General features: G+C 66.2%; 13 protein-coding genes. 10 read left to right on the plus strand and 3 right to left on the minus strand.

Annotated features, from left to right (window positions below):
* Positions 1-138 precede the first annotated feature (138 nt).
* The 5 genes from F3J19_RS04550 to F3J19_RS04570 all read left to right on the plus strand — a co-directional run bounded on the left by F3J19_RS04550 (position 139) and on the right by F3J19_RS04570 (position 4,176).
* Positions 139-1,695 (plus strand): protein adenylyltransferase SelO, encoded by a 1,557-nt coding sequence (locus F3J19_RS04550; protein ID WP_167038246.1) that lies wholly within the window; start codon positions 139-141, stop codon positions 1,693-1,695.
* Positions 1,696-1,773: 78 nt separating this feature from the next.
* Entirely contained in the window at positions 1,774-2,196 is a 423-nt protein-coding gene (gene msrB, locus F3J19_RS04555; RefSeq protein ID WP_167038248.1) for a peptide-methionine (R)-S-oxide reductase MsrB, read from the plus strand.
* A 347-nt stretch (positions 2,197-2,543) separates the two neighbouring features.
* Positions 2,544-3,074 (plus strand): septation protein A, encoded by a 531-nt coding sequence (locus F3J19_RS04560; RefSeq protein ID WP_167038250.1) that lies wholly within the window; start codon positions 2,544-2,546, stop codon positions 3,072-3,074.
* Position 3,075: 1 nt separating this feature from the next.
* Positions 3,076-3,387, plus strand: a complete 312-nt coding sequence (locus tag F3J19_RS04565) for a BolA family protein (protein WP_167038252.1) — start codon at positions 3,076-3,078, stop codon at positions 3,385-3,387.
* Positions 3,388-3,396: 9 nt separating this feature from the next.
* Positions 3,397-4,176, plus strand: coding sequence for a peptidylprolyl isomerase (locus F3J19_RS04570; protein WP_167038254.1), 780 nt, complete (start codon positions 3,397-3,399; stop codon positions 4,174-4,176).
* A 230-nt stretch (positions 4,177-4,406) separates the two neighbouring features.
* On the opposite strand, the gene purL is transcribed toward F3J19_RS04570, so the two are convergent.
* Positions 4,407-8,489 (minus strand): phosphoribosylformylglycinamidine synthase, encoded by a 4,083-nt coding sequence (purL, locus tag F3J19_RS04575; protein WP_167038256.1) that lies wholly within the window; start codon positions 8,487-8,489, stop codon positions 4,407-4,409.
* Positions 8,490-8,778: 289 nt separating this feature from the next.
* On the opposite strand from purL, the gene F3J19_RS04580 reads away from it, so the two are divergent.
* The 3 genes from F3J19_RS04580 (at position 8,779) to pgi (ending at position 14,422) form a co-directional block, all read left to right on the plus strand.
* Entirely contained in the window at positions 8,779-10,074 is a 1,296-nt protein-coding gene (locus F3J19_RS04580; protein ID WP_167038258.1) for an FAD-dependent oxidoreductase, read from the plus strand.
* Between the two features lie 386 nt (positions 10,075-10,460).
* A complete protein-coding gene (locus tag F3J19_RS04585) occupies positions 10,461-12,278 on the plus strand; it encodes an NAD(P)H-hydrate dehydratase (RefSeq protein ID WP_167038260.1) in 1,818 nt (605 codons plus the stop codon).
* 521 nt (positions 12,279-12,799) lie between these two features.
* Positions 12,800-14,422, plus strand: coding sequence for a glucose-6-phosphate isomerase (gene pgi / locus F3J19_RS04590; protein ID WP_167038262.1), 1,623 nt, complete (start codon positions 12,800-12,802; stop codon positions 14,420-14,422).
* A gap of 176 nt (positions 14,423-14,598) precedes the next feature.
* On the opposite strand, the gene F3J19_RS04595 is transcribed toward pgi, so the two are convergent.
* The gene (locus F3J19_RS04595; protein ID WP_167038264.1) at positions 14,599-15,285 is read right to left on the minus strand and encodes an ABC transporter ATP-binding protein; all 687 of its coding nucleotides are present in this window, start codon (positions 15,283-15,285) and stop codon (positions 14,599-14,601) included.
* Here F3J19_RS04595 and F3J19_RS04600 point away from each other — a divergent pair.
* On the plus strand, positions 15,284-15,988 hold the full coding sequence (locus F3J19_RS04600; RefSeq protein ID WP_167038266.1) for an arylesterase: 705 nt from the start codon (positions 15,284-15,286) through the stop codon (positions 15,986-15,988). The two genes, F3J19_RS04595 and F3J19_RS04600, sit on opposite strands and share 2 nt — an antisense overlap.
* Before the next feature lie 117 nt (positions 15,989-16,105).
* Entirely contained in the window at positions 16,106-16,447 is a 342-nt protein-coding gene (locus tag F3J19_RS04605; RefSeq protein ID WP_167038268.1) for a hypothetical protein, read from the plus strand.
* Between the two features lie 181 nt (positions 16,448-16,628).
* Here the strand turns inward: F3J19_RS04605 and F3J19_RS04610 are convergent, their stop codons facing one another.
* On the minus strand, positions 16,629-18,563 hold the full coding sequence (locus F3J19_RS04610; protein ID WP_167038270.1) for a SurA N-terminal domain-containing protein: 1,935 nt from the start codon (positions 18,561-18,563) through the stop codon (positions 16,629-16,631).
* Positions 18,564-18,634 lie beyond the last annotated feature (71 nt).

Below are 18,634 nucleotides of genomic sequence, written 5' to 3' on the forward strand. Positions count from 1 at the left end.
GGGACCCAACGGACCCAAAGGAACCAGGCTGAACCAGGCGGCACCGAACGAAGCAACTCCGTCCGAACCGTTCAGGCGGCCAGCCAGCAGCGCCGCGGGCGCGGACTTACAATATCGGTTAATCCAGAGGCGCTCAATATGTCGTTTTCCCCAAGCATTGCAGGGCTATCCGCAGCTTTGACGGATCTTTCCAACACACTCGCCACTCCCCCCGACAACGCCTTCGCGCGGCTCGGCAGCACGTTTCTCACGCGCCTGCCCGCCGCGCCGCTCAGCGCACCGTACCGGGTCGGCTTTTCCGCCGAGACCGCCGCGCTGCTCGGTTTGCCGCCAGGCATCGAGCATGATCCGGGTTTCATCGAACTGTTCTGCGGCAACGCGACGCGCAACTGGCCCGCTGAGGCGCTGCCGTATGCGTCGGTGTACTCGGGGCACCAGTTCGGCGTGTGGGCCGGCCAGCTCGGCGACGGCCGCGCGCTCGGCCTCGGCGAACTCGCACACGACGGCCAGCGCTTCGAACTGCAACTGAAGGGCGCGGGCCTCACGCCCTATTCGCGCATGGCCGACGGCCGCGCGGTGCTGCGCTCGTCGATCCGCGAATATCTGTGCTCGGAGGCGATGCATCATCTCGGCATTCCGACCACGCGCGCGTTGTGCGTGATCGGCTCCGATCAGCCGGTGCGGCGCGAGACGATCGAAACCGCCGCGGTGGTCACGCGCGTCGCGCCGAGCTTCGTGCGCTTCGGTCACTTCGAGCATTTCTATGCGAACGATCGCGTCGATGCGTTGCGCACGCTGGCCGATCACGTGATCGAACGCTTCTATCCGCATTGCCGCGAAGCCGACGACCCGTATCTCGCGCTGCTCGACGAGGCGGTGCGCTCCACCGCCGATCTGATGGTCGACTGGCAGGCGGTCGGTTTCTGTCACGGCGTGATGAATACCGACAACATGTCGATCCTCGGCCTCACGATCGACTACGGCCCGTTCGGTTTCCTGGACGGCTTCGACGCGAACCACATCTGCAATCACTCCGATACGCACGGCCGCTACGCGTACCAGCGGCAGCCGCAGGTCGCCTACTGGAACCTGTTCTGCCTCGCGCAAGGGCTGCTGCCGATCCTCGGCGAACGGCACGACGCAAGCGTGCGCGGCGACAAGGCGATCGAAGACGCGCAACGCGTGCTCAGCGGCTTCAAGGACCGCTTCGCGCCGGCGCTCGCCAACCGTATGCGCGCGAAGCTCGGACTCGAACACGCGCGCGAAGGCGACGACGCGCTCGTGAATCGCCTGTTCGAAGTGATGCATGCGAACCGCGCCGATTTCACGCTGACGTTCCGCCATCTCGCGAGCCTGTCGAAACACGATGCGAGCAGCGACGCGCCGGTGCGCGACCTGTTCCTCGACCGCGCCGCCTTCGACGCCTGGGCGAACGACTATCGCGCGCGGCTGTCCGAAGAAACACGCGACGATGCCGCGCGCGCCATTGCAATGAACCGCGTGAACCCCAAATTCGTACTTCGCAACCATCTGGCGGAAACCGCGATCCAGCGCGCGAAGGAAAAGGATTTTTCCGAAGTGGAACGGCTCGCGACCGTGCTGCGCCGCCCGTTCGACGAACAGCCCGAATACGCCGCGTATGCGGGCCTGCCGCCCGACTGGGCGAGCTCGCTCGAAGTCAGCTGTTCGTCGTGACGCGTGGGCGGCTCCGCCTTCAACATACCGAGACTGAAACCGGGCATTTCCAGGCCCGACCCGAGACAGGAAGCGACCATGAACAATCCCGACGATCTCAAGCACGACGCCCCCGCGGTCCAGAAAAGCGATACCGAATGGCGCAAGCAGCTCTCCGACATCGAATATCAGGTGACGCGCCACGCGGCCACCGAGCGCCCGTTCACGGGCCGCTATCACGATCACTGGGAGCGCGGCATTTACGACTGCGTCTGTTGCGGCACCCCGCTGTTCGAATCGGACACCAAGTTCGACGCGGGCTGCGGCTGGCCGAGCTACTTCCGGCCGATCGACGGCGAGGTGATCGCCGAGAAGACCGACCGTTCGCACGGCATGCTGCGTATCGAGGTGCAATGCAAGAAGTGCGGCGCGCACCTCGGCCACGTATTCGAAGACGGACCGGCGCCGACTGGTCTGCGTTACTGCATCAATTCGGCTGCGTTACAATTCGAGCCCAAGTAACGCGGCGCGAAATCCAAGGGCAAGGCCGGTGGCAGGCATGGCCCCGGGATTCGGGCGTTGCGCCGCGCGCGGCGCCCTTCAGCCGGCTTTCGGGCCGTGTTCGTGACCTGTCCGTAGCGTGTTCGTCACGTGGTCGTGTCTGGGCAGCATGCGAGGGCGCCTCGTGCCGCCGGCTGGCGGTGCCGCTCGCGGCACCGCGCCCGCAAGCCGTCACGGGTCTTATCGCGCGGGCCGCCCGCTTGCGCAACGGCGGGCGCGCAGCGATCAGCCATTGCCGCACGCACTGCGTCACTCAACCCGTTGCCTGATTTACCGCTCCACTCACTCTCCGACTTCCCGACCAGATAATGAAATTCCTGTTCGATCTGTTCCCGATCATCCTGTTCTTCGTCGCCTTCAAGATCTGGGGCATTTTCACGGCGACGGCAGTGGCGATCGTCGCAACCCTGGTGCAGATCGCGTGGGTCGCGTTCCGCCATCGCAAGGTCGACCCGATGCTGTGGGTGAGCCTCGGCGTCGTCGTCGTGTTCGGCGGCGCGACGCTCGTGCTGCACAACGACACCTTCATCAAATGGAAACCGACCGTGCTGTACTGGGCGTTTTCCGTCGCGCTGATCGTCTCGCAACTCGGCTTCAACAAGAACCTGATCGAAGCGATGATGGGCAAGCAGATCACGCTGCCGCACGCGATCTGGAGCAAGCTGAACCTCGTCTGGGCGGTGTTTTTCGTGCTGCTCGGCCTCCTGAACCTGTTCGTCGCCTATCACTACACGACCGACCAGTGGGTCAATTTCAAGCTGTTCGGCGCCACCGGCTGCCTGCTCGTGTTCATCGTCGGACAGAGCCTGTGGCTGTCGAAGTACATGAAGGAAGAATGACATGAGCGATCTGTTCATGCACGCCACGACCGCCGAGCGCGCCGTGCTGATCGAAGCACGCCTTTTGGCCGCACTCGCGCCGGTCGAGTCGATCCGCATCACCGACGACAGCGCGCAGCACGCGGGCCACGCCGGCGCCGCGGCCGGCGGTCATTTCAGTGTCACGATCGTGGCCGCCGCATTTGCCGGCAAGGCCCGCGTGGCGCGGCATCGCATGGTGTATGATGCGCTGGCCGATGCCATGCAGCGCGGCATCCATGCCCTTGCCATCACGGCGTATACGCCCGAAGAATTTGCTTTGTTGCCCCGCTAGGAACTCTCGATGACCTTGAAGAAAACCCGCCTCTGGGTGTTGCTGGCTGCATTCGCGGCCGCACCTGCATTCGCACAGAACATCGCCGTCGTGAACGGCACGCCGATTCCGAAGGCACGCGCCGATGCGCTGATCGATCAACTGGTTCATCAAGGCCAGCAGAACACGCCGCAATTGCAGCAGGCCGTGCGCGAAGAACTGGTGAACCGCGAAATCCTGATGCAGGAAGCGCTGCGTCGTGGCCTGCCGAACCGCCCCGACGTCAAGGCGCAAGTCGCGGTCGCGCAGCAAACCGTCGTGCTGCGCGCGCTGATCGAAGATTTCGTGAAGAACAACCAGCCGACCGACGCCGAAGTCACCGCGCGCTACAACGCGCTGATCAAGGACGCGGGCGGCAAGGAATATCACCTGCACCACATCCTCGTCGACAACGAGCAGCAGGCGAAGGACCTGATCGCGAAGATCAAGGCGGGTGCGAGCTTCGAAGACCTGGCCAGGCAGTACTCGAAGGACCCGGGCTCGGGCAAGAACGGCGGCGACCTCGACTGGTCGGACCCGAAGGCCTACGTGCCAGAATTCGCGGACGCAGCCACGCATCTGCAGAAAGGCCAGATGACCGACACGCCGGTGCACACGCAATTCGGCTGGCACATCATCCGCGTCGACGACATCCGCGCCATCACGCCGCCGCCGCTCGAACAGGTGCGCGCGCAGATCGTGCAGCAGATCCAGCAGGAAAAACTGCAGGCGTTCGAGGAAGGTTTGCGCAAGAACGCGAAGATTCAGTAAGCGCCGGAAAGCGGGTTGCGCAAGCCCCGCTTCTTCCGAAGCCAGAAGCAAAAAAGCCGCCCGAGGGCGGCTTTTTTGTTGCTGTCGCGTTGCGAGACGTTTGCTGCGGACTTCACGACGCTGCGAATTTCGCGTTATGTGGGCGGTTCGCTACAACCTGCCGGGATGCAAGGTCTAGCCGACAAGGCCGTCGCGCCAGGCGACACGCCTCGCCCACATCAACGCATCGCTTAACCGAGCCAGCGGCGCGCGTTCTGGAACACGCGCAGCCACGGGCTCGCGTCCGTGCCGATCTCGCCCCAGCCCTGCGGATGCCAGCTCATCTGCACCGTGCGGTGCACGCGCTCGGTGTGCGGCATCAGCACCGTGAAGCGGCCATCGGCCGTGGTGACCGACGTAATACCCTCGGGCGAACCGTTCGGGTTGAACGGATACTGCTCCGTTGCCTCGCCACGGTGATCGATATAACGCATCGCCACCGCGACCTTCGACTTGTCGCCCTGCTGCGAGAAGTCTGCAAAGCCTTCGCCGTGCGCAACCGCGACCGGAATGCGCGAGCCTTCCATGCCCGCGAAGAAGATCGACGGCGATGCCTGCACCTCGACGAGCGAGAAGCGCGCCTCGAATTTCTCCGACTTGTTGCGCGTGAACTTCGGCCATGCTTCGGCGCCGGGAATCATCGAGGCGAGGCTGCTCATCATCTGGCAGCCGTTGCAGATGCCGAGCGCGAACGTGTCGTCACGGCCGAAGAACGCCGCGAACATATCGGCCAGTTGCGCGTTGAAGCGGATCGTCTTCGCCCAGCCTTCGCCCGCGCCGAGCGTGTCGCCGTACGAGAAGCCGCCACAGGCGACCGCGCCGGCGAAGTCGGCGAGATTCGCTCGGCCCGCCAGCAGATCGCTCATGTGGACGTCGTGCGCGTCGAAACCGGCGCGATCGAATGCATAGGCCGTTTCGAGGTGCGAGTTCACACCCTGCTCGCGCAGGATCGCGACGCGCGGACGCGCGCCCTTGCCCACGAACGGCGCCGCCACGTCTTGCGCCGGATCGAAGCTCAGCGCCGGCGCGATGCCGGGGTCGGCCGCGTCGAGCAGCGTGTCGTATTCGGCATCGGCGCAAGCGGGGTTGTCGCGCAGACGCGCGATGCGCCAGCTCACTTCGCTCCACGTGCGATGCAGTTCGGCGCGCGGCGCTTCGTAGACCTTCTTCGCGTCGCGATAGACCTCGATCACGTCGCGCTCGTTGACCTTGCCGATCACATGCGAGCAGGCCGACAGGCCGTGCTCGCGCAACGCGCCGAGCACGGCGTCGCGATCGGCCGCGCGCACCTGGATCACGCCGCCGAGCTCTTCGTTGAAGAGCGCGCGAATCGTGCGGTCTTCGCGGCGGCCGCTCGTCTGCTTGGCCCAGTCCTTCGCGTCGCCGTAATCGGATTCGTGGTTCGCGTCGAGCACGAGCATGTCGACGTTCAGCGACACGCCCGCGTGACCCGCGAACGCCATTTCGCAGACCGTCGCCCACAGGCCGCCGTCCGAGCGGTCGTGGTACGCGAGCAGCTTGCCGTCGCGGTTGAGCGACTGGATCGCGTTGAAGAAGCGCTTGAGGTCTTCGGGATCGTCGACATCGGGCACCGTGTCGCCGACCTGCTGCGTGACCTGCGCGAGGATGCTGCCGCCGAGACGATGCTTGCCGCGGCCGAGATCGATCGCGATCAGCACCGAATCGCCGGCGTCGGCGACCCGGCGCAGTTGCGGCGTCAGATGGCGGCGCACGTCTTCGACCGGCGCGAACGCCGAGATAATCAGCGAGACCGGCGCGACCACTTCCTTGGCGACGCCGCGGTCTTCCCAGCGCGTGCGCATCGACAGCGAATCCTTGCCGACCGGAATGCTGATGCCGAGCGCCGGGCACAGTTCCATGCCGATCGCCTTGACCGTGTCGTAGAGCGCCGCGTCTTCGCCCGGTGCGCCGCACGCGGCCATCCAGTTGGCCGACAGCTTGAGCTTGTCGAGCGACGCGATCGGCGCCGCGGCAATGTTCGTGATCGCCTCGCCGACCGCCATGCGGCCCGAAGCCGGCGCATCGATCACGGCGAGCGGCGTGCGCTCGGACATCGTCATCGCTTCGCCGCGGAAACCGGCGTAGTCCATCGTCGTGATCGCGACGTCGGCCACCGGCACCTGCCACGGACCGACCATCTGGTCGCGCGCGGTCGTGCCGCCGACCGAGCGGTCGCCGATCGTAATCAGGAACGACTTGCTCGCCACCGTCGGATGACGCAGCACGCTCTGCGCGACGTCCTGCAGCGCGAGGCCGGTCACCTCGACCGGTTCGAGCTTGCGCTCGATGCGCCTGACGTCGCGATGCATGCGCGGCGGCTTGCCGAGCAACACTTCCATCGGCATATCGACGGGCTGATGCGCGGCTTCGCTCTGCTCGGCATCGATCAGCTTCAGCTGACGCTCGGCGGTGGCCGTGCCGATCACCGCGAACGGGCAGCGCTCGCGCCGGCACATCGCTTCGAACGCCGGCAGATCGGCCGGCGCGATGGCGAGCACGTAGCGCTCCTGCGCTTCGTTCGACCAGATTTCGCGCGGCGACAGGCCGCTTTCTTCAAGCTGGATCTTGCGCAGTTCGAACACCGCGCCCTTGCCCGCGCCGTCCACCACTTCGGGGAACGCGTTCGACAAACCGCCCGCGCCGACGTCGTGAATGCTGAGGATCGGGTTCTTCTCGCCGAGCTGCCAGCACGCGTTGATGACTTCCTGCGCGCGCCGCTCGATTTCGGGGTTGCCGCGCTGCACCGAGTCGAAGTCGAGTTCGGCCGTGTTGGTGCCGGTCGCCATCGAACTCGCAGCACCGCCGCCCATGCCGATGCGCATGCCCGGGCCGCCGATCTGGATCAGCAGCGACCCTTCCGGCAGATCGTGCTTGTGCGTGTGCTGGTCGGAGATATTGCCGATGCCGCCGGCGATCATGATTGGCTTGTGATAGCCGCGCACGAGGCCCCTGACGTTCTGCTCGTAAGCGCGGAAATAGCCGCCGAGGTTCGGCCGGCCGAATTCGTTGTTGAACGCGGCGCCGCCGAGCGGGCCGTCGATCATGATCTGCAGCGGCGAGGCGATGCGGTCCGGACGGCCGTAGGCTTCGTGCTGCGCGGCCGGATTGCGCTGTTCGAGCGGCTGCGCGGCATCGCGCGCGTTTTCCCACGACTCGACGGCGTCCGGCAGTTCGAGGTTCGACACCGTGAAGCCCGCGAGCCCCGCCTTCGGACGCGCGCCACGGCCGGTCGCGCCTTCGTCGCGGATTTCGCCGCCCGCGCCGGTCGCGGCGCCCGGGAACGGCGAGATCGCGGTCGGGTGATTGTGCGTTTCGACCTTCATCAGCGTGTGCGTGAGCTCGACGCCGCGGCGGTAGTGCTCGGGCAAGCCGTTCGCGCCGGCTTCGGCCGGCGTGCGCGGGAACCAGCGCTCGGCCATGCCGCCCGCCATGATCGCCGAGTTGTCCGAATAGGCGACGATCGTGCCCTGCGGATTCAGCTTCTCGGTGTTGCGGATCATGTTGAACAGCGAAATGTCCTGCTTCTCGCCGTCGATGGTCCAGTCCGCGTTGAAGATCTTGTGGCGGCAGTGCTCGCTGTTGGCCTGCGCGAACATCATCAGTTCGACGTCGGTCGGGTTGCGGCCGAGCTTCGTGAAGGCGTCGACGAGGTAGTCGATTTCGTCGTCGGCGAGCGCGAGGCCCAGTTCCGCGTTGGCGTTTTCGAGCGCGGCGCGGCCCCGGCCGAGCACGTCGACGGTTTGCAGCGGCTTGGCCGGCAGTTCGTCGAACAGATGCAGCGCATGCTCGCGCGACGGCGCGACGCTCTCGGTCATGCGGTCGTGCAGCGCCGCGGCGACGGCCGCGCGCGCTTCGTCGGAGAGCGCCTTCTTGCCGCCGAGCAGGCCGCTTTTCAGCGTGACCGTGTACTCGACGCCGCGCTCGATGCGGCGCACCTGGGCGAGGCCGCACAGCTGCGCGATGTCGGTTGCCTTGCTGGCCCACGGCGACACGGTGCCGAAGCGCGGCACGACGAGGAAGGTCTCGACGGCGCCCCGCTCCTTGCCGGCTTCGAACGGATCGCCATAGTGCATCAGCGCCTCGACCTTCGCGCTGTCTTCAGCGGACAGTTCGGTCTGGGCGTTGACGAAGTGCAGATACTGGCCGCGCACGCCGGTGATATTCGCGTCGATGCGCGTCAGCGTTTCGAGCAGGCGGGTTTGACGGAAATCGGAAAGGGCCGAAGCGCCGGGGAAACACGAGAAGTGGGCCATGGGACTTGACGTTGCGTCGCTCAATGATGCCGGAGAGTCGCGCATGCAGGCGACGTGAGGCGGAAAGGAAGTCCGGGATTATACCCCGGGAACGGGCGTCCAGCGGGCTTCGGCGCACGCGCGAAGCGCGCCGCGCGGTGCCGTGCGCGTCGCCGCGCCGGCGGTTTGGCTGCTATCATTCGCCCTTTCACCCGATCGGCGCGCGAACGAGGTCTCACGCGGTAGCGCGCCGCATGTCACGCCCAACGGGAAGGCGCGCGAGCGGCCCGTCGGCACATCGAATCAGAGCATGGATGTCATCGTCATTGGCGGCGGGATAGCGGGCGTCGCCACCGCCTATCACCTGCGCGCGGCCGGCCACCGCGTCTGCGTCGTCGAACGGCACGCGACCGTCGCGCAAGGCGCCACTTACGGACAAGGCGGCACCGTGCTGCCCACGCCGCTCGACGTCTGGTTCGGCCCGACCTTCATGGCCAGCCGCCACAACGCGAAAAACGGCGTGATCAGCAAGACCGGCTTCAACGGGCCCGCGCGGCAGTTCGTCAAGCGGCTCGCCGAGCTTCAGGAACCCGAGGCGTTCGCGCGCCAGTACGCGCTGCTGCGCCCGCTGATCGAAGCCTCGCGCGAATCGATGGCCGACGTGGAAGCGCGCTTCGGGCTCGAATTCGAACAGGCAAGCGGACTGCTTTACCTCGTGCGCGCCGCTCACGAATGGGAGCAGAACGCAACCGCGTTCGATCTGCTGCGCCGGTTCGAGGTGCCGCATCACGTGCTGACACCAGCCGAATGCGCGGCCTTCGAGCATGCGGTGCCGACCGAGCCGGCATTCGCGGGCGGCGTGCTGTTCGAGCACGAGCGCACCGCGAACTGCCCGCTCTTCGCCAAGCTCGTCAAACAGACTCTCGATATCGAGGGCAGCGTGCAGTTCATGCTGGGCCGCGAAGTCTCGGCGATCCGCCTCGAAAGCCAGCGCGCGACGGTCGAACTCACGCCGCGCGACGACGCGCTGCGCGCGCGCGAAGTCGACGTGGTGCATGCCGACGCGGTCGTGGTCGCGGCCGGCCACGGCAGCCTCGCGCTGCTCGAGCGCGCGGGCCTGCGGCTGCCGCTGCATGCGCTGCGCATCCATACGCTCGTCGCGCCGATCGCGCACGAGGAATGCGCGCCGCACGTCGCGATCGTCGACGCGGTCAAGCGCATCGGCATCAGCCGCATGAACCATCGGCTGCGCGTTGCCGGCGGCGCGGTGCTGCAAGGCGCGAGCCAGCTCGACAAGCCGCTCGGCGAGGCGCTGACCAGTGAGGCGCTCGCGCTGCTCGGCCAGGCGACGCACGACTGGATTCCGGGCGCCGCACGGATTTCGGCGGCACTGCCGTGGGAAGGCGTGAAGCTGCTGTCGCCGGATGGCTTGCCGGTGATCGGCAACGCGCTGCATCCGCGTCTGTTCGTCAACGCCGGACATGGGCCGGCGGGCTGGGGGCTGGCCTGGGGCTCGGGCCGGCTCGTCGCCGATCTGATGACGGAGCAGGCGTCGGCGCTTCCGCCGGAAACGCTCGCGGCGTTGCGGCCGGAGCGGTTTCAGTAAAGCTCGTGCCAGGACGCGTGGGGCTGGCGGCGGTTCTTGCCGGTTTCTGGCGTTTTGCTAGTTCTTGGCGTTTTGACTTCCGGCGTTTTGAGTTCCAACGCCGGCAGGCCGGTTTCTCCCTCCGGCTATGTCGCGACAAGACGCGCTCAAGGCGTGACGGTCCATGCGGTCGCGATACCTCGATCAAGGCAGAGGGCTTATCCGCTGACTCATCGCACCGACTCATTGGCGCACGCCCGCACCGCTTGCGCCGCTCGCATGCCGGGCGTTCCGCCGCGCACGCGGCGACGTCGCCACACAGCACGCGCCCATCGACACGACATCGGCACTACCATAGCGATTCCCAAGCCTGCCCGCCTCGCCGCGGGCGCACCGCCGGATTCGCCATGACAGACGCAGAAAACTCGCTACCCACGTTTCTCGGTCCGTTGACCGCCCCGCCCCATCGCGCGCTGCCACTACTCACGCTGAACGATCTGCGGATCGCCGAATCGCAGGCCGCCGCCGCGCTGCCCGAGCACACGCTGATGGCGCGCGCGGGTCACGCCGCCGCACGCTTCCTGCTCGAACGGATCGCCGCCGACACGTCGGTGACGAAATCGCAGCAACGTGTCTGGTTGATCGCCGGCCCCGGCAACAACGGCGGCGACGCGCTGGTTGTAGCAACAGAGTTGCACAAGGCTGGCGTCACCGTGGAGCTCTGCATGCCGGTCGAGGTGAAGCCGGCCGACGCGCGCTGGGCGCTCGACCTCGCGCGCGCCGCCGGCGTGCCGATCAGCGCGGCGCCGCCCGCCTCGCTCGATGGCTATGGCTGGCTCGTCGACGGCATGTTCGGCATCGGCCTCGCGCGGCCGCTCGATGGCGTGTTCGCGAGCGTCGCGCGTCTGCTGTCGCAACGCAGCGCGACGCGTCCGACGCACGGCATCGTGCTTGCGCTCGACGTGCCGAGCGGCCTCGATGGCGACACCGGTACGGTGGTCGGCGGCAGCGGCGCAGCGACTGTCCGCGCGACGCACACGATCACGTTCATCGGCGCGAAGCCGGGACTTTTCACCGCGCAAGGCCGCGACCTCGCCGGCCATCTGATGCTCGCGCCGATCGGCTTGGGCAGAGGGGTCGATGGTGGTGGCAATGGCGATGCGAGTGGGGCTGTCACTGACGCGAACAGTGATGCGGACCACGCTGCGAGTCGCGCTATGGGACACGCGGCGAGCGGCAGTACGAATCACGGTGCAAGCGGCGGTGTGGAAAGCGGCACGGGCAGCGACACAAGCAACGATACGAGCAACGGCAACGCCATCAACAGCACAAACAGCCGCCCCCTCAGCACCCCGCTCGCCGCCATCCGGCTGAACGCGCCCGACCTCTTCGGCACCTTCATGCCGCCGCGCGACTTCGCGACCCACAAGGGCACGTTCGGCAGCCTCGCAGTGGTCGGCGGCGACACCGGCATGTGCGGCGCGGCGATCCTCGCGGCGCGCGCCGCGCTCTACGCGGGCGCGGGCAAGGTCCACGTCGCGCTGCTCGGCGACGGCGCACCGCCCTACGATCCACCGCATCCCGAACTGATGCTGCACGCACCCGACACACTGCCGCTCGACACAATGGACGCGCTCGCGATCGGCTGCGGCATGGGGCAACGCGAACGCGCGACGCAAGTGCTGCGCGACGTGCTGCAACTCGACGTGCCGAAGCTTCTCGATGCCGACGCGCTGAACCTGATCGCACAAGACCCCGCACTTGCCGCCGCAGTGGCCGCGCGCGGCGCGCAAGGCGATCCCTGCATCCTGACGCCGCATCCGCTCGAAGCAGCACGCCTTCTCGGCAGCGACGCGCCCGCCGTGCAGCGCGACCGCCTTGTCGCCGCACGCGCGCTCGCCGCGCGCCTCGCGAGCGTAGTCGTGCTGAAGGGCGTCGGCACGATCGTCGCGGCGCCGGACGGCCGCCTCGCGATCAACCCGAGCGGCAACGCCGCGCTCGCGTCGGGCGGCACCGGCGACGTGCTCGGCGGCATCATCGGCGCTTTGCTGGCACAGCATCTGCCGCGCTATGAAGCGGCGCTCGCGGGCGTCTATCTGCACGGCCTCGCCGCCGACATGCTGACCGCGCAAGGCCGCGGCCCCGCGGGTCTGACGGCCGGCGAACTCGCGCCGATGGTGCGCGAATTGATCAACCGGTTGTTCTATCCGCCGACGGTTGCATGATGGGGACATGAGGCGGGCATAAAGCGGGCGTGAATCGGGCATGAAGCGCGAGCGATGTGCGCTTCATGCGGAGATCGTGTGTGCCGGAATTGCGCTGACCGATCGCAAGTCTGTCGCGTCGAGCGCTGGCGACCGGTTTTCGCTTTGAGCCTTCGCTTTGAGCATTTTCGCCCCCAGCCTTTACACCAACGCCCGCACCACTCATCCCAACCTTTGCGTTCGCGCTCAAGGCACTGCAGCCCGTCACGCATCCCCGCTATACTGGCTGTCTGCGCCGCGTGCCGGATCGATCGCACAGGGTGACGAAATTCAGCGCTCGCATGCATCGCACTTTCGCGAGATTCATGCAATCCACGCAATTCGCGAGCTTGCAAGGCTGACGGGCATTGACCGCACACTGGCCGCCGCCCTCACCCGACGAACCCGGCCGCGCGGCATCGCTCTGACTGCATCGCCGCATCACTCTCGGCCGCGCTTCAGGCGCGCGCCTTTTCCTCGTGCCCCTTGGTTAGACGGACGCTATGACCCAGAACTCGCTCCCCTCCTGGTCCTCGCTGCAGACGCATTACGAGAAGATTCGCGATGCGCATCTGCGCGACTGGTTCGCCCCCGAGAACGATCCCGCCCCCACTCGCGCCGAGCGCTTCACGTTCGGCGGCGGCGGTCTCGCGGCCGATTTCTCGAAACACCGCATCACCGACGAAACCCTGAAACTGCTCGTGCAGCTCGCGCGCGAAGCCGGCGTCGAAAAGCGCCGCGACGCGATGTTCGCCGGCGAGGCGGTGAACCCGACCGAAGGCCGCGCCGCGCTGCACACCGCCTTGCGCGCCACCGATCCGAACGCGCCGTTCTTCGCCGAGGTACAGGCCGAGCGCGCCAAAATGGCCGCCTTCGCCGAGCAGGTGCGCAACGGCCAGTGGACCGGCTATACCGGCAAGCGGATTCGCCACGTCGTGAACATCGGCATCGGCGGCTCGGACCTCGGACCGAAGATGGTCGTGCACGCGCTGCATCATCTCGCGACGCCCGAGATCGACACGCACTTCGTGTCGAACGTCGACGGCGCCGATCTCTACAACGTGATGCAGCAGATCGATCCCGAAGAAACGCTCGCGATCATCGTCTCCAAGACCTTCACGACGCTCGAAACGATGACCAACGCGCGCTCGCTGCGCGACTGGTTCGTCGAGAAAGGCTGCCCGGAAAGCGCGCTCGCAAAGCATTTCGTCGGCGTGTCGGCCAATACGGCGGAAGTGGTCAGGTTCGGCATTGCGAAAGAGAACGTGTTCTCGATGTGGGACTGGGTCGGCGGCCGCTATTCGCTGTGGTCGGCCGTGGGTCTGTCGATCATGATCGCGGTCGGCCCGCGGCAGTTCGACGAACTGCTCGCCGGCGCCAACGAGATGGACCAGCATTTCCGCAGCGCGCCGCTCGAAAAGAACCTGCCGGTGCTGCTCGGCATGATCGGCATCTGGTATCGCAACTTCTTCGGCTCGCAAAGCTATCTCGTTGCGCCGTATTCGGAAGCGCTGCATTTCCTGCCCTCGTATCTGCAGCAGCTCGAAATGGAAAGCAACGGCAAGTCCGCGCGGCTCGACGGCGCGATGGTCGACTATCCGACCTCGGCCGTCACGTGGGGCGAACCGGGCACGAACGGTCAGCACGCGTTCTTCCAGATGCTGCACCAGGGCCCGACGATCGTGCCGATCGATTTCATCGCGGTGTTGACGCCCGAGCATCCGCTTGCGAGCCATCATCCGAAACTGCTCGCGAACTGCTTCGCGCAGAGCGAAGCGCTGATGCTCGGCCGTACGCTCGACGAAGCGAAGAAGGTGGCCGGCCCGGACAAGCCCGAACTCGCGCCGCACCTCACGTTCCCCGGCAACCGTCCGACCGCGACGCTGCTCGTCGATGCGCTCACCGCGCGCACGCTCGGCGCGTTGATCGCGCTCTACGAGCATAAGGTGCTCGTGCAGGCCTCGGTGTGGAACATCAATCCGTTCGATCAGTGGGGCGTCGAGCTGGGCAAGATTCTCGGCAAGGTCGTCGAGGCCGATCTGGGCGCGGCGAGCGCCGACGTGAAGCAGCATGATTCGTCGACGTCGGCGTTGATCGCACGGGCGCGCGCGGCGTTGAAGCGCTGAAGTATCGGGCGTGGATGGCGTGGGGTTCGGTGCGAGTGCGAGTGCGAACATCATGCGCTCGGGCCACGCGCCGCGAAGCGGATACACGTCCTGAAGCGGAATAACAAAGCGGGCTGCTATAGCCCGCTTTGTTTTTGCATCGACCGCCTTCGGGTCCGGTTACGCCGATGCGCGGCTCACGCCAGCCGCCCCGCTTCGATCGTCACCGTCGTGTCGCAACGGCGCGCGAGTTCGATATCGTGCGTGACGAGCACGAGCGTCGCGCCGTTCGCGCGATTCATCTCGAACATCAGATCGATCACCGCGTGGCCGGTGGCGGCGTCGAGGCTGCCGGTCGGTTCGTCGGCGAACAGGATGGCCGGATGCGTGACGAACGCGCGCGCGAGCGCGACGCGCTGCTGCTCGCCGCCCGACAGGAGCTTCGGATAATGACCGGTACGCTGCCCGAGCCCTACCTGTTCGAGCAGATGACGCGCACGCGCCGCGGCCTCGCGCGTGCCGATGCCGCCTTGCAGTTCGAGCGGCAACGTGACGTTTTCGAGCGCGGTCAGATGCGGCATCAACTGGAACGACTGGAACACGAAACCGACCGAGCCGCTGCGCAGCGCGGCGCGCTCGTCCTCGCTCAATTCGGTGAGTTCGCGGCCAAGCAGCCGAACCGAGCCCGAACTCGCGCTGTCCAATCCCGCGAGCAAGCCGAGCAGCGTAGACTTGCCCGAGCCGGATGCACCGACGATCGCCACGCTGCTGCCGGCGTCGATGGCAAGATCGATGTCGTCGAGAATCGTCAGTTCGCCCGTCGCATCCTTAACCCTCTTGCACAAACCCCGCACTTCAATGACTGGATCAGTTCTGTTTGGCATGGTGAAGCGTAGGTTGAAAGTGCGCGCCATCGCCCCTCGCGCCGCGGCGCTGACTGCGGCATTCGGCGCGACCCTGATGGCTGCCGCCGTGTTTTCGATGTCCTCGCCGGTGCATGCGGCCAATGCACCGGAACCCGCGAAGCCCGTGATCGTCGTGCTCGGCGACAGCATCTCCGCCGAATACGGCCTGCCTCGCGACACGGGCTGGGTTGCGTTGATGCGCCAGCGTCTCGCCGAAAAGCGCATCGATTATAGCGTTGCCAATGCAAGCATCAGCGGCGACACCACGAGCGGTGGACGGGCGCGCATGCCCGAGCTGATGCTGCGTCTGAAGCCGAGCATCGTGATCGTCGAGCTCGGCGCCAACGACGCCTTGCGCGGCGTGCCGCTCTCCACGACCGCGGACAACCTGCGCACGATCATCGAACAGGCGCAGCAGGGTCACGCGAAGGTCGTGCTGATCGGCATGTACGTCCCACCCAATTACGGCCCCGACTACACGCAGAAGTTCCATGGTCTGTACGGCCAGCTGTCGAAGGAGTTTAACGTGCCGCTCGTGCCGTTTTTGCTCGCCGGCATCGCGGACAAACCGGAGATGTTCCAGGCCGACCAGATTCATCCGGCGGTGCAGGCACAGCCCCTGCTACTCAACAACGTGTGGCCCGCTGTCAAGCCACTCCTTCGCACAAGTTCGCCGCACTGAAAACTGCCAACGACTTGTTTCCGGAACTTGGGGAACACGGATCGCCGGAGTCGTCCCGATACTCCCGCAATCCCGTGCGACCCGGCTCGCTTCCCGAGCGACTCCTGAGGAGATAACGTGAAATATCTACCGTTAATCGCTTTGACCGTTGCCCTTTCGGCCTGTGCCGCCCAACCGCCGGCCGACGTTCAATCCGTCGGCCAAAGCCAGCAGCCGCCCGGCGCCGTCGCCAGCTGCATCGCGCAGAAATGGGCGGACGCTTCGCAACAACAGGTGGTCTCGCAAAACACCCTCGCCAACGACCAGGCCGTGGACGTCTACGTGCCGGGCCAGCAGCCGCCTAACGGCGCGGCCGCGGTGGTGCGTCCGTCGTACAGCGGCAAGGGCACGTGGGTCGGTTTCCGCTCCAATGGCGCGGCCGGCAGCGAGGCCACCGGCGCGATCAGCGGATGTTTGTGAGGTGAGGCTGTAAGGTGACGCTATGACGGGGATGAGGCCGCGCGTTGCGTGACTCACCGTGCATGCTTCCCGCGCTATCGGCCAATGAAAAAGCCCCGCGATTGCGGGGCTTTTTCGTAGGTGCAAAACGCTGCGGGGCGCTTTGCTGTGCTTCGTTTTGCTTTGCCCTGGCGAGCGCCGCTTACTGGTCGCCCGTCTGCGCGCTGCTGTCGAGCGAGCCGTAGTACTTCACCTTCGAGCGCTCGCGCAGCGCCTTCACGAAGGCTTCCGACTGCGACTGCGCGTCGATCTGCGCGATCTGCTGCTGCGCCGCGGCAAGACGCTGCGGATCGGCCGGCGCGGCGGCCACGACCTGGTTGACGCGATAGATCGCATAGCCATCGTCGCCGAGATCGACACCGACGTAGGCCGGCAATTTCTGCGCATCCGCCTTGTAGATTGCACTCAGTGCGGCGGGCGGCACGCCCTGCGAGTCGTTGCGCGACACCTTCAGCGGCGAGGAGAAACCCGCCGTCGTCTTCGACTTCTCGAACTCGGCCAGCTTCGCGGCGCCGTCCTTGTGCGCGGCCTCGTTCGACTGGACCGCGATCACCTTCTGGCGCACCGCATCCTTGACGACATCGAATGCCGGCACCGCGGCGGGCTTGTAGTCGGTGACGTGCGCGGCGATCAGCGTGTTGCCGCCGACGTCGATCGCCTGCGTGTTGTTGTGCGCGGACACCGAATCGCTCGCGAACACGGCTGCGAGGAACTTCGCGTTGTTCAGCGGGCTGTCGGGCGGCAGCTTCGGGTCCGGCTGCGGCGTGACCGTCGCGGTCTGTACCTGCAGCTTGTACTTGTCGGCGGCCGGCTGCAGGCTCTTCGCCTTTTCGTAGACGAGCGACGTGAAGCCTTCCGAGTTGTCGGTGAACGCCTTGGCCGCCAGTTGCGTCTTCAGCTCGCCGGCGATCTGGTCCTTCACTTCGTCGAACGGCTTCGTGACCGCCGGCTTCACGTCCGTCACCTTGACGATGTGGAAACCGAAATCGGTCTGCACGATGCCGCTGATCTCGTCTTTCTTCAGCGCGAACACCGCATCGTCGAACGCCTGGCCACCCGCGATCATGCCGCGGCCGAAGTAGCCGAGATCGCCGCCCTTCGCTGCCGAGCCCGGGTCCTGCGAGTTCTGTTGGGCGATCTGCGCGAACTGGTCGGGATGCGCCTTGACTTGCGCGAGCAACTCTTCGGCCTTCTGCTTCGCCTTGGCCTTGTCGGCCGCGCTCGCGTCTTTCGGCGCCGCGATCAGGATATGGCTCGCGCGCACTTCGCCTTCGGTGCGGAAGTGCGCGATGTTGTCGTCGTAGTATTTCTTCAGGTCCGCGTCGCTCGGTTGTGCCGATGCGCTGAGTGCGGCCGGCGACATCACGATGTACTGGATCGTCGCGGTGGCCGGCGTCGCGAAATCGTTACGATGCGCGTCGTAATACGCCTGCAGTTGCGCGTCGGTCGGCTGGATCTGCGCGGCATAGTCACGCGGATGGAACGCGATGCCCTGCACTTCACGCTGCTGCTCGGCCAGCTCGGTCAGATGCTGCGCGAGCGTCTTCGAGGTGAACGAGCTTGCCTGAATGCTCGCGGGCAGCTGCTGCATCGACAGGCTGTAGCGCACGCGCTCGTCGTACTGGTCGGGGGTCATGCCCTGCATCGCGAGCAGTTGCTTGTAGCGGTCGAGGTCGATCGAGCCGTCGGGATTCTTCAGCGACGAAATCACCGGGTCGGCCAGCAACGCGCGGCGCACGGCTTCATCCGATGCGGTCAGGTGCAGGCGCTGCGTTTCGTCGGCTAGCACGCGCTGCTCGATCATGCCGTCGAGCATCTCGCGACGGCGCTCCGGCGTATCGAACGCCTTCATGTCGAACTGCGCGCCGAGCATCTGACGCGCGCGGTCGAGCTGCTGACGCATCGCGTCGTCGTACTCCACGCGAGTGATCTTGTGACCGTTGACGCTTGCGACGTTCGTGCTCTCGTCAAAGAAGCCGCGGAAGCCCTGAATACCCACAAAACCCAGCCCCGGCAGAATGACGAGGACGAGCATGAACATCATCAGGCGTTGGTGGTTGCGGAAGAAATCGAGCATGCGTGAGGGGTGCCAAAAACAGAACGCCCGATCTTACAACAGCGGGCAATAAAAAAGGCGAACCGGAGTTC

Origin of the sequence: Burkholderia sp. Ax-1724 (assembly GCF_011752995.1) — a bacterium.
GTDB lineage: Bacteria > Pseudomonadota > Gammaproteobacteria > Burkholderiales > Burkholderiaceae > Paraburkholderia.

What these genes read in the sequence shown, in the direction of transcription:
- F3J19_RS04560 (WP_167038250.1), top strand. Translation starts at nt 2,544, where the DNA reads ATGAAATTCCTGTTCGATCTGTTCCCGATCATCCTGTTCTTCGTCGCC.
- F3J19_RS04610 (WP_167038270.1), bottom strand. Translation starts at nt 18,563, where the DNA reads ATGCTCGATTTCTTCCGCAACCACCAACGCCTGATGATGTTCATGCTC.
- F3J19_RS04585 (WP_167038260.1), top strand. Translation starts at nt 10,461, where the DNA reads ATGACAGACGCAGAAAACTCGCTACCCACGTTTCTCGGTCCGTTGACC.
- purL (WP_167038256.1), bottom strand. Translation starts at nt 8,489, where the DNA reads ATGGCCCACTTCTCGTGTTTCCCCGGCGCTTCGGCCCTTTCCGATTTC.
- F3J19_RS04600 (WP_167038266.1), top strand. Translation starts at nt 15,284, where the DNA reads ATGGTGAAGCGTAGGTTGAAAGTGCGCGCCATCGCCCCTCGCGCCGCG.
- F3J19_RS04565 (WP_167038252.1), top strand. Translation starts at nt 3,076, where the DNA reads ATGAGCGATCTGTTCATGCACGCCACGACCGCCGAGCGCGCCGTGCTG.
- F3J19_RS04595 (WP_167038264.1), bottom strand. Translation starts at nt 15,285, where the DNA reads ATGCCAAACAGAACTGATCCAGTCATTGAAGTGCGGGGTTTGTGCAAG.
- pgi (WP_167038262.1), top strand. Translation starts at nt 12,800, where the DNA reads ATGACCCAGAACTCGCTCCCCTCCTGGTCCTCGCTGCAGACGCATTAC.
- F3J19_RS04570 (WP_167038254.1), top strand. Translation starts at nt 3,397, where the DNA reads ATGACCTTGAAGAAAACCCGCCTCTGGGTGTTGCTGGCTGCATTCGCG.
- F3J19_RS04580 (WP_167038258.1), top strand. Translation starts at nt 8,779, where the DNA reads ATGGATGTCATCGTCATTGGCGGCGGGATAGCGGGCGTCGCCACCGCC.
- msrB (WP_167038248.1), top strand. Translation starts at nt 1,774, where the DNA reads ATGAACAATCCCGACGATCTCAAGCACGACGCCCCCGCGGTCCAGAAA.
- F3J19_RS04550 (WP_167038246.1), top strand. Translation starts at nt 139, where the DNA reads ATGTCGTTTTCCCCAAGCATTGCAGGGCTATCCGCAGCTTTGACGGAT.